Raw genomic sequence first — 13,692 nt, forward strand, 5'->3', positions numbered from 1 at the left:
GTTACACTCCGCAGGTGACCTCAATGATTGGGTCTTGGGCACTGACATTCAGCCAGTCGGCGTTCACTATCCCGCCATCGTCGCCGAATTCTGCCCCGTCCGCCAGACTGGCGCGGCTATTTGTGGCGCAGTTAACAGCAATCGGAAGTTTTTCGACAGGTGCCCAACGACCAAAAAAGTACATGTCAACAAGCCTTTGTTCCGGAACTTGTTCATTGGTTCGAACAGACACCGTGTCGACCGCAGCGAACCGATTGACGAAAGGCACCGCGTAAGTCCAGGGGCGATAGAAGGCTTTGCTTTCGACCTCCTGCACAATTTCCATACCTTCGGGCAGGGTCTCGACTGTTCTGTCGTACCACGAATACTCACTGGCGATCGTCACTCCGATCATGCCCAACCCCGCGGCGACAGGCGCTGACCAGCGGGGCAGGCGACCGCCCGTTAGTTTGTTCGCCAGCATGGCCACACCGGCGAAGGCAAAGCCCGCAAAGATTGTGCCGATCAGTTCCAGAAACATATATCTCTCCGAATTACGGGCGATTGCACCCGTTTAATTTCTTGCCTAGCCCAGCATACCTTTGCCATGGCCCACGGCAGATTGCATCGTTTTTACAACAACGAAAGCGTCGCGTAGATGACTTCGCTCAAAGTCCGACAAAGCGGATGGCGGAAGATAGTTGTTGGGTTTTTCACCGGACTTTACCAGCCTCACCTGATGTTCCAGCCGCGTTTCCGCGATCAGATCATAAGCATCCAGCAGATCGCGCGCACCGGACGGGCTGAGGACATTTGCCGCTTCGGCCGCTTTTAGACGGGCGCGCGTGTTGGCCTCGGTCAGTTGACCCTGCAGGCTGTAGACACGGGCCAGATCGACGACAGGCACAACGCCATTGTGCTTGAGGTCCAGCGTGTTGCGATGCTCACCCGACCGGATAGTTGCGAACCCGCGCAGCAAGCCAAGCGGAGGTGTGTGCTTCAATGAGTTTGAAATCATGTGCGCCACGAAGATCGAGTTCGCATTGGCCGCCGCCAGCGTATCCGCCTGAAGGTCTTCGAACAGCTCGAACGCGCCGCCGATTGGGCGCAGATCGAACATGACCGACGCGAGCATCTGAGCTTCGGGATTGGGTTTCGCGATCCAGCCGCTGAAATAGTCGCGCCAAACGCGCACTGGCTGGCACCAGCGCGGATTGGTCGCCATCATGTCTCCGGGACAGTAAAAATATCCGCAAGTGTCCAGCCCGTCAGAAACAAACTTACCCAGATCCGTGAAATAGGCCATGTCGCCTTCGGTCACGCTGTCATCCAGCATCAGGCAGTTGTCCTGATCCGAGACTCCGGTCTGTTCCTGCCGCCCTTGTGAGCCGCAAGCCAACCAAAGATACGGCACCGGCGGCGGGCCAAGTTTCTGTTCGGCCAAGGCCAGCAGGCGACGGGTTGCGGTATCCGCGATGTCGGTAATCAGGCGGGTGACAATTTCGTGCCGGTTCCCGCCAGCGACCAGTTGTACCAACAGCTGTGGGATCTCTGCGGTGACCTGCGCCATTTCGTCCGCCGAATTGGCATGCGCGATCCGGCGTACCAACTCGGCCGAGTTAACCGCCTGATAATGAGTCAGGTCAGTCTGCGTCACAATCCCAATCAGCTTGCCGCCCTCACAGATCGGTATGTGACCAATCCCACGCTCCATCATCACGTGCAGAACGTCCGAGCCGATATCAGACGGCGATAGCGTGATAGGGTTCGGCGTCATGATTTCCGAAACCGGAGTACCCGCAGGCATCCCATCCGCCACGTATTTACCCGATATGTCACGCAGGGTTGCTATACCCAGCAGGCCTTCGCTTTCGGTCACGCATAGTGACGAGATATGGCGGTCGCGCATCAGGCGCGCGGCCTCGTTTACAGGCAAAGAAGGCGGGCAGGTGGCCGGGTTGTGCGCCATCAGCACGTCGATCGAACTGGTTGCAAGGCTTTGCGGGCTGACCCGGTCGCCTCGTGTTCGGTCGAAAAACTTGGCGACGACGTCATGGTCGTCGATTAACCCGCGCACCACATTGGGGGGCAGCACCATCAGCACAGATGGAGTGTGTGCATGTGCCTGGGTTGCGGCTTTGCCGTCTTTCATCAGACCGCGTTCGCCAAATGAATTCCTCAGGCCCAGTTGCGAAACAACAGCGCCGTTTTCATCCGTGATCTGCACCTGTCCTTCGTAGATCACAAAGAGACCGGGCAGAGTGTTGCCAAGCTCGTAGACAGAAGTACCTTCATCGACCTCCCACACCTCGATCTGTTTTGCGAGATCGTCCAGCGTTTCGGCCGGCAGAGCGTCGTACGGGTGTACGGATTTCAGAAACCGGGTGATCTGGTCATGGGACAAAGGCATCAGTCGATCCTTGGCTTCTGGTGGAAAAATCCCGCCCGGTGGAATGCCGGGCGGGAAAAGTTGGTCGAAAAACGCGGCACTTGGAGGTTATCCATATGCCGCATCATGCTCATTTATTCTGAGCTGCACCCGCGCCACGGGGAATGCGAACGCTTTCGACCAGTTCCTTGATCTCCTGCGGAGTCTCTTTGGTCATACCAGCGACAACATATGCGACTGCAAAGTTGATCATCGCACCGATTGCGCCGAACGAGGTCGACTTGATCGGACCCAGCAGCGGGTCAGCATCGGTGAATGAGTTGGTGCCCGGAATGAACAGCCAGCCTTTATGCAGGAAGATGTAGACCAGGGTCACGACCAGACCAGCCAGCATACCGCAGACCGCACCGGTGTTGTTGATGCGGGTCGAGAAGATCCCCATCATCAGCGCCGGGAAGATCGAGGCAGCCGCCAGACCAAACGCAAGGGCCACGGTCTGCGCCGCAAAGCCCGGTGGGTTCAGACCCAGGTAGGTTGCGACAACGATTGCCACGGCCATCGCGATACGAGCAGCCAAAAGCTCTCCTTTTTCCGAGATCTGCGGGTTGATGGCACCTTTTACAAGGTCGTGCGACACAGCCGACGAAATCGCCAGCAACAGGCCCGCAGCGGTTGACAGAGCAGCCGCAAGACCACCAGCAGCGACCAGACCGATCACCCAACCGGGAAGGTTGGCAATCTCGGGGTTGGCCAGAACCAGGATGTCACGGTTGAATTTGGTCAACTCGTTTCCAACCCAGCCTTTTTCCTCAGCGATTGCCTGCAAGTCAGCATTCTGATCGTTGTAGTACTGGATTTTGCCGTCGCCGTTCTTGTCTTCCCAGTCGAGCAGACCGGTTTTCTGCCACGTCTTCATCCAGTCGTAACGCGGATCGTTGTCGATATCCTCGACAGCAACCGCACCACCATCAAGGCCGCCGTTGGGCCACATCATGTCGGTGATGTTCAAGCGAGCCATTGCGCCAACCGCAGGGGCGGTCAGGTACAGCAGCGCGATGAAAACCAGCGTCCAGCCAGCGGACCAGCGTGCGTCAGACACTTTCGGCACGGTGAAGAAGCGCATGATCACGTGCGGCAGACCGGCAGTACCGATCATCAGCGACAGTGTGAACAGAACCATGTTCAGCGTGTTTGCGTGGTGTGCTGTGTATTCAGCAAAGCCCAGCTCGGTCACGATCGCGTCCAGCTTGGTCAGCAAAGGCTCACCACTGGCAGTGTCGCCAAACAGGCCAAGCGCCGGAACGGGCGTACCGGTCAGTTGCAGCGAAATGAAGATCGCCGGGATGGTGTAGGCTGTGATCAGCACGCAGTACTGAGCGACCTGAGTATAGGTCACGCCTTTCATCCCGCCGAACACCGCGTAGGCAAACACCACACAGGCACCGATCAGCAGACCAGATGTGTTGGACACCTCGAGGAAGCGGCCAAAGGCAACGCCCACGCCGGTCATCTGACCGATAACGTAAGTCACCGACGCAACGATCAGACAGATCACCGCAACGATACGTGCGGTCTGGCTGTAAAAACGGTCGCCGATGAATTCCGAGACGGTGTATTTGCCGAACTTACGCAGATAAGGCGCAAGCAGCAGTGCCAGCAGCACATAGCCGCCGGTCCAACCCATCAGGAAGGTTGAGTTGTCATAGCCGGTAAAGGCAATGAGGCCCGCCATCGAGATGAACGAGGCCGCGGACATCCAGTCCGCCGCAGTCGCCATACCGTTTGTGACGGGATGAACGCCGCGACCGGCGGCGTAGAATTCCGATGTGGAACCCGCGCGGGCCCAGATCGCGATGCCGATGTATAGCGCAAAGGAAGCGCCAACAAACAGCAGGTTGATGGTAAACTGGTCCATGCTGCTTACTCCTCTACACCGAATTCGGCGTCCAGCTTGTTCATGCGCCAGGCGTAGTTGAAGATCAGCACCAGAAAGACCAGGATTGATCCTTGCTGAGCGAACCAAAAGCCCAGGTCGGTGCCGCCAACGGCGATGCCCGACAGCAGCGGACGCAGCAGGATGCCGAATCCGAAAGACACCAGCGCCCAGATAACGAGGCTGATGTAGATGAGACGCAGGTTGGCCTGCCAATAGCCCTTATCGGCCTCGGCAGTCTGCGCGGAGTCTGTTGATTGATCCGCCATTGCGGGTTCCTCCTTGTTCTCGTTTGGCAGTCCTTGCCCAACTCCTCCAGCGCGTCGGACCGCTTCTCGAATGTGCCAAACGCCCCGTGACGTCAGGCATAACTTCTCTGGTCCGCCAAGGCGGGTCCATTGAAGTATTCTGTTGTTGGATCAGAGCCTTGCGGCTCGTCTCCTCCCCTTAGGTCATAACCTCGCGCACAACCCCTTGCAGGTCGCGGGCGATGTCATCGATCTGGCCCATGGCATCAATGCCTTTCAGCACGCCTTGGGATTTATAGTAGTCAATCAGCGGAGCGGTCTGTGCGTGATACGCGGTCAGTCGGGATGCGACTGTCTCTGCGTTATCATCCGCACGGCGCTTGAATTCGGTGTGGCCGCACTTGTCGCACTTGCCGTCTTCTATGGGCTTCTTGAACTTGTCATGGTACCCTTCGCCGCAGCCGGCGCAGGTGTAGCGCCCTGAGATGCGGATCACCATTTCCGCATCTTCAACCTCGAGGCTGATGGCAGAGTTGATTTTTTTACCGGACGAAGCCAGCAGGTCGTCCAGCGCCTCAGCCTGTACGGTGGTGCGCGGGAATCCATCCAGAATGACGCCTTTTGCACAATCCGGCTGGGCCATACGGTCGCGCAGGATGGCGATGACTATCTCATCACTGACCAGTTCACCGGCCTCCATCACGGCCTTGGCGGCTTTGCCAGCTTCGGTCTTTGCAGCGACAGCTTCGCGCAGCAAATCACCGGTGCTGAGTTGAACCAGTCCGAACTTGTCCTCAAGCATCCGAGCTTGCGTGCCCTTCCCGGCACCCGGAGGGCCGAGAAGGATCAGAACGGCAGGAGATATGGTCGTGGCAGCGTCCATCACATCCTCACTTGTTCGCACGGTTTTCGATAAGGTCTTCGACAACCGAAGGATCGGCCAGTGTCGACGTGTCACCCAGGGCGCCAAAGTCGTTTTCAGCAATCTTGCGCAGAATACGACGCATGATTTTGCCAGAACGGGTCTTGGGCAGGCCCGGGGCCCATTGGATCACGTCCGGGCTGGCAATCGGACCAATTTCCGTCCGAACCCAAGTGCGTAGCTCTTTCACAAGGTCGTCTGAAGGTTCGCGGTCATTCATCAAGGTGACGTAGCAATAGATGCCTTGCCCCTTGATTTCGTGCGGGTATCCGACAACGGCGGCCTCGGCCACGGCGGCATGCGCCACAAGTGCGCTTTCCACTTCGGCGGTTCCCATACGGTGGCCAGAGACGTTGATCACGTCATCCACGCGCCCGGTGATCCAATAGTCGCCATCCTCGTCGCGGCGGCATCCGTCACCCGTGAAGTAGTAACCTTTGTAATCCGAGAAATAGGTCTTTTCGAACCGCTCATGGTCACCCCAGACAGTCCGCATCTGACCGGGCCAACTGTCTTTAATGCAAAGAACGCCCTCAACCCCGTTGCCTTCGATTTCGACACCTGATTGCGGGTCAAGAACGACTGGCTCAATGCCAAAGAATGGCTTCATTGCGGCACCGGGCTTCATCGCGTGTGCGCCGGGCAGGGGGGTCATCAGGTGACCACCGGTTTCTGTTTGCCACCATGTGTCGACGATGGGGCATTTGCCTTTGCCGATAACCTCGTTGTACCAAGTCCAGGCTTCGGGGTTGATCGGCTCACCCACGGTGCCAAGGGTGCGCAGATCGCTCAGGTCACACTTCTCGGCGAATTCGTTGCCCTGACCCATAAGCGCGCGGATCGCAGTCGGCGCAGTGTAGAACTGGTTCACCTTGTGCTTTTCGCAGACCTGCCAGAAGCGCGAGGCATCCGGATATGTCGGGACGCCTTCGAACATCACCGTGGTCGCACCGTTCGCCAGCGGACCATAGACGATATAGCTATGTCCAGTGACCCAGCCGACATCCGCAGTACACCAATAAACGTCGCCTTCGTGATAGTCGAAGGTGATCTCATGCGTCATGGCGGCATACACAAGATACCCGCCGGTGGAATGCACGACGCCCTTCGGCTGACCGGTCGATCCCGAGGTGTATAGAATAAACAGGGGATCTTCGGCGTTCATCTCGGCAGGTGCGCTGTAGTCATCCGCCTCAAGCGCCATTTCGTTGTAGTCGTAGTCACGACCGTCGACCCACGTTGTCTGACCGCCAGTACGCTTGACCACCAAACACTTTACGGTGTCTTTGCAGTGCAACAAAGCCGCGTCCGCGTTGGATTTCAGCGGTGTCTTGCGGCCACCGCGCGGGGCTTCATCTGCGGTGATGACAACCTTGGCGTCACAACCATTCACACGAGCGGCCAGCGCATCCGGGGAGAAGCCGGCGAAAACGATGGAGTGAATTGCGCCAATCCGAGCGCAGGCCAACATCGCGTACGCGGCCTCGGGGATCATCGGAAGGTATATGATAACCCGGTCACCTTTACGCACGCCAAGGGACTCAAGGATGTTTGCCATCCGGCAGGTGCGACGGTGAAGCTCGGCATAGGTAATGTGCTGGGCTTCGTCATTTGGGTCATCCGGCTCCCAGATGATCGCGGTCTGATCGCCGCGTGTTTCCAAGTGACGATCCAGGCAGTTGGCGGACACATTCAGTGTGCCATCGGCGTACCAATTGATACCGACCGAACCAAATTCGTAGCTGACATCTTTTACCTGAGTGTAGGGCTTGATCCAATCTACCCGCTTGCCTTGTTCACCCCAGAACGCAATAGGGTCTTCGATTGAGGCCTTGTACATTTCACTGTACTTTTCAGCATCTACATGGGCGCGTGCAGCGGTTTCGGCGGATGGCGGATACACTTTAGAATCTGCCTGGGCAGCGGTTGTCATACTGAGGCTCCTCCCTCTTGACTTCATTTCACTGGGCCGAATCTTGCCCGTGGAACGGGCGATATCGACCCGTATCCTCCCCGAAGAGGATAATAAGCAGTTCTGAAAACAATGAAATAAATTACCGATATCCTTGGTTTTATTTGTAAAGAAATTTTATCCCACTGTAAAAAAGTGTAAACTAATTTCTAAATATGTTAAAAACTTAATAAAAAACAATCACATGGATGTTATGCTTCCAAGTGCGAATTTGGCAACCTTCAGTTCGGATTTTTTACATCCCTGACTCATCTTTCGGTTGTTAGCGCTGGCACACACCCTGCTTGGACATACCTGTCTGGGGTTGGCAGGTTTCGATGTTGGCGCTAGCCTTATCCCAAGCGTTTATGTAACAAGCGCAAAAAAGGGAGAAATCATGATGAACAAATTGTTCAGCGGTGCTGCTGTCGCCGCGGTAAGCGTTGCATTTGTGTCCGAGGCCGCGGCAACCGAATGGAATGCATCGGTCTGGGGTAAGCGGCGCGCATTTACCGAGCATGTCGAAAAACTGGCTGAACTGGTCAGTGAAAAGACCAATGGTGATTTTACAATCAATGTCAGCTACGGCGGCCTTTCGAAGCCACGCGAAAACCTGGATGGGATTGAGATTGGCGCGTTCGAAATGGCGCAATTCTGCGCTGGCTATCACCGCGACAAGAACCGCGCGATCACAGTACTTGAACTGCCGTTTCTGGGTGTAAACACGCTGGAAGAAGAAGTTGCAGTCAGCCATGCGGTCTATGATCACCCAGCGGTTAAGGATGAAATGGCGCAGTGGAATGCGCGCATCATTATGACCTCGCCCATGCCGCAGTATAACCTGGTGGGCACCGGCGAACCCCGTGATGAACTGGCCGAGTTCGAAGGAATGCGCGTTCGCGCCACGGGTGGTCTGGGTCAGGCTTTTGAAGCGGTCGGTGGTGTGCCGACCTCGGTCCCGGCGACCGAAGCTTTCAACGCGATGGAGTCGGGCGTCGTCGATACAGTTGCTTTTGCCCAGCACGCTCACCTCTCATTCGGCACCATCAACGAGGCCGATTGGTGGACTGCCAACCTGAACCCCGGCACGGTTAATTGTCCGGTCGTTGTGAATATCGATGCGTATGACTCACTTCCAGCCGAGCATCGTGAAGCGCTGGATAGCTCGATTGAAGAAGCGATTGACCACTATCTTGCCAATTATGGTGGTTTGCTTGAACAGTGGGACGGCGTTCTGACCGAAAAAGGCGTGCAGAAGGTGGAAATCGACGAGGCCGTACTGCAAGAGTTCCGTACCAAGGCGGCCGACCCGATCCGCGAGCAGTGGATCGCGGATATGTCCGCACAGGGACTTCCGGCCCAGGATCTTTATGATCTCGTTCAAACCACGCTAAAGCAGCAACGCGGCGGAAACTGATAGCCGGCTTCGGGTGCCTGACCGGGCACCCGAACACCAATACAAAATAGGGGATCACCGGAATGGCAGGACAGGCCACGGTGCTTGAAGACGGCAGCCTCCTCAGTCGGCTGGATCGTCACTTGTTGAAGTTAGAGCAGTTTTTGGCATTGATCAGCGGTCTGGCCGTTTTTGGTCTGATGGTGCTTGCCGTTGTTTCCGTCACCGGGCGTAATACAATCAATGCGCCTTTACCCGGCTATGTGGACTGGATTGAACAGGCCATGCCTTTGATAGCCTTCCTGGGTATTTCTTATGTACAGCGCAGCGGTGGGCATATCCGCATGGACATCATGATCGCGCGTCTGAATGGCCGCGCGCTTTGGCTGTTCGAGCTGATCTCGGTGATCTTGATCCTTGTGCTCATGTTGGCGCTGGTCTGGGGCAGTTGGTCCCACTTTGACCGGTCGTTCGACTTTGGTGCCCCCATGTGGAGCCGCGATAGCTCAATCGACATCGGTATCCCGCTCTGGCCTGCCAAGCTGCTGGTACCGGTGGCGTTTTCGGTTTTGTGTGCGCGCTTGGTGTTGCAGGTCTGGGGATATGGTCGCGCCTTTTTGTTGGGTCTGGAGCATCCGGTCGCCGTACCCCTGATCCAAGATGCGGCGGCGCAGGCCGCAGCCGAGGCAGAACAATTCGAAGGGCAGGACTAACGAATGGACACGATAGACATTGGCCTGTGGGTCACAGGCGGTCTACTGGTTTTGGTCGTCACGGGCATGCGGGTGGCTTTTGCAGCCGGTCTTGCCGGGCTTGTGGGGCTGGTATGGATTTTCTGGGCCAAGTTCGGATACGAACCGGATCGCTTCGGCAAAGCTCTGACAGTTGCCGTCAAAACGGCGGGGCAGGTGCCGCATTCGAAAGTGGCCGCCCATACGCTCAGCCTGATCCCGACCTTCATTCTGATTGGGTACCTGGCCTATTACGCAGGTCTCACCCGCGCGCTATTCGAGGCCGCCAAACGCTGGGTGGCGTGGGTGCCGGGGGGATTGGCTGTATCGACAGTGTTCGCAACGGCCGGGTTTGCCGCGGTATCCGGTGCGTCGGTGGCAACTTCGGCTGTCTTTGCCCGGATCGCTATCCCGGAAATGCTCAAGGTCGGATACAACAAGCAATTCGCAGCCGGGGTCGTCGCCGCCGGTGGGACACTGGCCTCGCTGATCCCGCCTTCGGCCATACTTGTGATTTATGCCATCATCGTTGAGCAGGATGTAGGCAAGCTGTTGTTGGCGGGCTTCATTCCCGGAGCGTTTTCGGCAGTGATTTACGGGCTGCTGATCGTTGGCATCGCGGTCTTTTTCAAAACTGTTGGTCCTCCGGTCACAGGCTTTACATGGAAACAGCGCTTTGCCTCGTTGCCCGGTGCATTGCCGATCGTTGCCGTGATCCTGATCATCATCTGCTTTGTCTACAACCCGTTCGGTGAAAAAGCGTGGGGCACCCCAACGGAAGGCGGCGCAATCGGTGCCTTTATCGTCTTCTGCTTTGCCGTTTTTCACGGAATGCGCTGGACCGAGTTGAAATCCGCCCTGCTGGAAACCGCCAAGCTGACCGCGATGATCTTTTCGATCATCTGGGGCGTGCTGATCTATGTGCGCTTTCTGGGCTTTGCTGATTTGCCGGGGGCGTTCTCGGACTGGATCACGTCATTGGAAATGGCGCCGATGCTGATCCTGATCTGCATTCTTCTGGCCTACGCAGTGCTGGGTATGTTCATGGACGCTATCGGAATGCTGCTGCTCACGCTACCCGTTGTCTATCCGGCAGTTATGGCATTGAACGGGGGAGAGACGGTCAGCGCCGCAGAAAGCACCTTTGGCATGTCAGGCCCGATGTGTGCGATCTGGTTCGGCATTCTGGTTGTAAAGATGGCCGAGTTTTGTTTGATTACTCCGCCCATCGGCCTGAATTGCTTCGTAGTCGCCGGCGTCCGCCCGGATCTGAGCGTTCAGGATGTGTTCAAAGGTGTGACACCGTTCTTTATCGCGGATGGTGTCACGATTGCTTTGCTTGTGGCGTTCCCCGGCATCGTTCTGTACCTGCCGTCATTGGCCGGATAGAAAAAGCCCCCGGCGATTGGCCGGGGGCTAAGTACTGCCATTTGCGGGTCTTTTCAGCTTGCCCGCATCAGCATCCCATACAGGTCGCGTGGATCGTCGGGGTCGGCCAGCATATCCAACGGCACATAAAAATCAGTGCCTTCGATTGCGGACTTGATGTAACGAAGGGCCGAGAAATCCTCGATCGCAAAGCCGACACTGTCGAAAAGGGTGATTTGGCGATCATCACGGCGCCCTTCGGCTTGACCGGTCATGACCTGCCACATCTCGGTCACCGGGTGGTCGTCATCCAATGCCTGAATCTCACCTTCAATCCTTGTCTGTTCTGGATATTCGACAAAGATGTCCGACCGCAGAAGGATATCCTTGTGCAATTCCGTCTTGCCCGGACAGTCGCCGCCAATGGCGTTGATGTGCACGCCGGGGCCAACCATGTTGTCGGTCAGGATCGTTGCGTATTTTTTATCAGCTGTGCAGGTCGAGATGATATGCGCGCCCTCAATCGCCTCTTCCGGGGTTGAGCAGGAGACGACGGTCAGTCCCGTTCCCTGGAGGTTTGCGGCGCATTTCTTGGTCGCGTTACTGTCAGTGTCGTACAGGCGCACCGTTGTGATGCCGCACATTGCTTTGAAGGCGAGACACTGAAACTCTGACTGGGCACCGTTGCCGATCATCGCCATGACTGTAGAGGATTTGGGTGCCAGATAGCTTCCGACCAGCGCCGATGTCGCGGCTGTGCGCAGTGCGGTCAGCATGGTCATTTCGGTCAGAAGGGTGGGATAGCCAGTGTATACATCCGCCAGCAGGCCAAACGCGGTTACGGTCTGCAACCCTTCGGACGTGTTTTTCGGATGGCCGTTGACGTATTTGAAACCATAGGCTTCACCGTCTGACGTGGGCATAAGCTCGATCACGCCATGCGGCAAATGCGCGGGGATACGCGGAGTTTTGTCAAAGCTTTCCCACCGCTTAAAGTCGGATTCGATCTGGGCGGCGATCTGGGTGATCATCCGCTCGACCCCAACGTGATGCACAAGCCGCATCATGTTGTCGACGGATACAAAAGGCACAAGCGCCTTGTCGGAAGGTTGCATCGGGGTCTCCTATCGGCGGGACAGGTGGAGATCAGCAATCATGCAGCGCATGGTTCCACCGTTCGTTTCAAGTGTTGGAACCGCCAGTGGCGGCGGAGTGGGGTGGTCTTGTTTTTCAAAACCTGCGTGACGGTCCGCGGGGGGATGCATCAAAAACTCCGGGTCGGACGATCAAAGATGCGACGGCCCAACAACGAGGCCGCAAGATCAACCATCAGCTTTGCGGTTCGGCCGCGTTCGTCAAGGAACGGATTCAGCTCCACAAGGTCCAGCGCGCAGACGAGGCCACTTTCGTGCAGCAGCTCCATGACCAGATGCGCCTCACGCTCAGTTGCGCCGCCGGGTACGGTTGTTCCGACGGCGGGAGCGATGGAGGGATCCAGAAAATCGACATCCAGCGAGACATGCAAAAGGCCATTCGCTGCGCGGACACGGTCAAGGAAAGCGATCAGTGGGGCTTTGATACCGTGTTCATCAATGCTGCGCATATCGGCCAACATTGCGCGGTCTTTCTCTAGCCGGGCGCGTTCAGCGGGATCGACCGAGCGCAGACCGATCATACCCACTCGGTCTGTCGGAACTGGATTGGTCACTGGTGGGAATGCGTCAAAGCCGGGCTGGCCCGTGAAATACGCCACCGGGGTTCCGTGAAGGTTGCCGCTGCCGGTACTGTCGGGCGTGTGAAAGTCACTATGGGCGTCAAGCCACAGCACGAATAGCGGGCGGTTCAGCTTTTTGGCGTGGGCGGCCATACCTGAAACAGTACCCATTGATAATGCGTGATCGCCGCCCATGAATATGGGTAGCCCTTTCGCAGCAGAGTCTTGCGCCGCACGGCTCAGCGCGCGGGTCCAGCCGATGACTTCGGGCAGTGCAAACAGATGGTCGTGCAAAGGCACATCTGTTTTGTCGGGAGAAACATTGCCGATGTCTGAAACCTGGTGTCCCAGATCAATCAAGGCCTGATCCAGACCGGCCACCCGATAGGCGTCTGGCCCCATCCGGCAGCCCTGACGGCGCTTTCCCGCATCCATCGGAGCGCCGACCAAAATAACGTGTTTGTTGTCCATATGTTTGTTTAAACATTCATTACGGGTTGCGAAAAGAGGTCAAAGTGTTCAAAAAGAAACCTATGCATTCATAATGAGAAGGCTCCATGGACGGTTTGGACAGTAAGCTGCTAAATGCCTTGCATCGGGATGCGCGGGCATCGCTCTCAGAATTGGCGGATACGCTTGGTGTGACGCGGACAACCGTACGCAGCCGCTTGCAGCGCCTGAAGCAATCTGGCGAGATCGTGGGTTTTACCGTGCTTACCCGGCAGGATGTTGCGGAAAGCCCTGTGCGTGGCCTGATGATGCTTGAGATTGAAGGCCGCGGGACCGAGCGAACGATGGCACGAATTGCCGCCCTGCGCCAGGTTCGTGCCGTGCATACAACCAACGGCAGTTGGGACCTGATCGCCGAGATCGGCACCGAGACCTTGGCGGAACTCGACGAAGTTCTTTTCCTGATCCGACGGATGGAGGGGATCACGCGGTCCGAGACCAATCTATTGCTATCCACGCGAAAAGGCCGGGTCTGAACCTTCGCAGTGTTTTGAGCTTTGAGGAATTTGTGCAACAGTTGCTCCGCGTCGCCCACCCGCGCGCGGGATCGT

At 56.9% G+C, this 13,692-nt stretch carries 12 protein-coding genes; 4 read left to right on the plus strand and 8 right to left on the minus strand.

Annotation, left to right across the window (positions count from 1 at the left end; translation table 11 throughout):
* Window position 1 precedes the first annotated feature (1 nt).
* The 6 genes from AC2FIT_RS08975 to acs form a co-directional block, all read right to left on the minus strand.
* The gene (locus AC2FIT_RS08975) at window positions 2-520 is read right to left on the minus strand and encodes a hypothetical protein (RefSeq protein ID WP_496828677.1); all 519 of its coding nucleotides are present in this window, start codon (window positions 518-520) and stop codon (window positions 2-4) included.
* Between the two features lie 45 nt (window positions 521-565).
* A complete protein-coding gene (locus AC2FIT_RS08980; RefSeq protein WP_496828679.1) occupies window positions 566-2,389 on the minus strand; it encodes a DUF294 nucleotidyltransferase-like domain-containing protein in 1,824 nt (607 codons plus the stop codon).
* A gap of 109 nt (window positions 2,390-2,498) precedes the next feature.
* Window positions 2,499-4,283 carry a sodium:solute symporter family protein gene (locus AC2FIT_RS08985; protein WP_496828681.1) on the minus strand — a complete coding sequence of 595 codons (1,785 nt, stop codon included), beginning with the start codon at window positions 4,281-4,283 and terminating at the stop codon, window positions 2,499-2,501.
* 5 nt (window positions 4,284-4,288) lie between these two features.
* Window positions 4,289-4,570 carry a DUF4212 domain-containing protein gene (locus tag AC2FIT_RS08990; protein WP_496828683.1) on the minus strand — a complete coding sequence of 94 codons (282 nt, stop codon included), beginning with the start codon at window positions 4,568-4,570 and terminating at the stop codon, window positions 4,289-4,291.
* 178 nt (window positions 4,571-4,748) lie between these two features.
* A complete protein-coding gene (locus tag AC2FIT_RS08995) occupies window positions 4,749-5,432 on the minus strand; it encodes an adenylate kinase (RefSeq protein ID WP_496828817.1) in 684 nt (227 codons plus the stop codon).
* 7 nt (window positions 5,433-5,439) lie between these two features.
* Window positions 5,440-7,404, minus strand: a complete 1,965-nt coding sequence (gene acs, locus AC2FIT_RS09000; RefSeq protein ID WP_496828685.1) for an acetate--CoA ligase — start codon at window positions 7,402-7,404, stop codon at window positions 5,440-5,442.
* A gap of 418 nt (window positions 7,405-7,822) precedes the next feature.
* Between acs and AC2FIT_RS09005 the strand changes: the two genes are divergently transcribed.
* The 3 genes from AC2FIT_RS09005 (at window position 7,823) to AC2FIT_RS09015 (ending at window position 10,938) form a co-directional block, all read left to right on the plus strand.
* The gene (locus AC2FIT_RS09005; protein WP_496828819.1) at window positions 7,823-8,839 is read left to right on the plus strand and encodes a C4-dicarboxylate TRAP transporter substrate-binding protein; all 1,017 of its coding nucleotides are present in this window, start codon (window positions 7,823-7,825) and stop codon (window positions 8,837-8,839) included.
* A gap of 62 nt (window positions 8,840-8,901) precedes the next feature.
* A complete protein-coding gene (locus AC2FIT_RS09010; RefSeq protein WP_496828687.1) occupies window positions 8,902-9,531 on the plus strand; it encodes a TRAP transporter small permease subunit in 630 nt (209 codons plus the stop codon).
* A gap of 3 nt (window positions 9,532-9,534) precedes the next feature.
* Complete coding sequence (locus tag AC2FIT_RS09015) at window positions 9,535-10,938, plus strand: TRAP transporter large permease (RefSeq protein ID WP_068334821.1); 1,404 nt, start codon at window positions 9,535-9,537, stop codon at window positions 10,936-10,938.
* 53 nt (window positions 10,939-10,991) lie between these two features.
* On the opposite strand, the gene ocd is transcribed toward AC2FIT_RS09015, so the two are convergent.
* Both ocd and rocF read right to left on the minus strand, forming a co-directional pair.
* A complete protein-coding gene (gene ocd / locus AC2FIT_RS09020) occupies window positions 10,992-12,032 on the minus strand; it encodes an ornithine cyclodeaminase (RefSeq protein WP_496828690.1) in 1,041 nt (346 codons plus the stop codon).
* A 149-nt stretch (window positions 12,033-12,181) separates the two neighbouring features.
* Complete coding sequence (gene rocF, locus AC2FIT_RS09025; RefSeq protein WP_496828692.1) at window positions 12,182-13,102, minus strand: arginase; 921 nt, start codon at window positions 13,100-13,102, stop codon at window positions 12,182-12,184.
* A gap of 86 nt (window positions 13,103-13,188) precedes the next feature.
* Here rocF and AC2FIT_RS09030 point away from each other — a divergent pair, with 86 nt between their 5' ends.
* Window positions 13,189-13,617, plus strand: coding sequence for an Lrp/AsnC family transcriptional regulator (locus tag AC2FIT_RS09030; RefSeq protein WP_068334830.1), 429 nt, complete (start codon window positions 13,189-13,191; stop codon window positions 13,615-13,617).
* Window positions 13,618-13,692: the final 75 nt, after the last annotated feature.

It is taken from the genome of Ruegeria sp. YTSA135, from assembly GCF_059610165.1.

What these genes read in the sequence shown, in the direction of transcription:
- AC2FIT_RS08975 (WP_496828677.1), bottom strand. Translation starts at nt 520, where the DNA reads ATGTTTCTGGAACTGATCGGCACAATCTTTGCGGGCTTTGCCTTCGCC.
- AC2FIT_RS08980 (WP_496828679.1), bottom strand. Translation starts at nt 2,389, where the DNA reads ATGCCTTTGTCCCATGACCAGATCACCCGGTTTCTGAAATCCGTACAC.
- AC2FIT_RS08985 (WP_496828681.1), bottom strand. Translation starts at nt 4,283, where the DNA reads ATGGACCAGTTTACCATCAACCTGCTGTTTGTTGGCGCTTCCTTTGCG.
- AC2FIT_RS08990 (WP_496828683.1), bottom strand. Translation starts at nt 4,570, where the DNA reads ATGGCGGATCAATCAACAGACTCCGCGCAGACTGCCGAGGCCGATAAG.
- AC2FIT_RS08995 (WP_496828817.1), bottom strand. Translation starts at nt 5,432, where the DNA reads ATGGACGCTGCCACGACCATATCTCCTGCCGTTCTGATCCTTCTCGGC.
- acs (WP_496828685.1), bottom strand. Translation starts at nt 7,404, where the DNA reads ATGACAACCGCTGCCCAGGCAGATTCTAAAGTGTATCCGCCATCCGCC.
- AC2FIT_RS09005 (WP_496828819.1), top strand. Translation starts at nt 7,823, where the DNA reads ATGAACAAATTGTTCAGCGGTGCTGCTGTCGCCGCGGTAAGCGTTGCA.
- AC2FIT_RS09010 (WP_496828687.1), top strand. Translation starts at nt 8,902, where the DNA reads ATGGCAGGACAGGCCACGGTGCTTGAAGACGGCAGCCTCCTCAGTCGG.
- AC2FIT_RS09015 (WP_068334821.1), top strand. Translation starts at nt 9,535, where the DNA reads ATGGACACGATAGACATTGGCCTGTGGGTCACAGGCGGTCTACTGGTT.
- ocd (WP_496828690.1), bottom strand. Translation starts at nt 12,032, where the DNA reads ATGCAACCTTCCGACAAGGCGCTTGTGCCTTTTGTATCCGTCGACAAC.
- rocF (WP_496828692.1), bottom strand. Translation starts at nt 13,102, where the DNA reads ATGGACAACAAACACGTTATTTTGGTCGGCGCTCCGATGGATGCGGGA.
- AC2FIT_RS09030 (WP_068334830.1), top strand. Translation starts at nt 13,189, where the DNA reads ATGGACGGTTTGGACAGTAAGCTGCTAAATGCCTTGCATCGGGATGCG.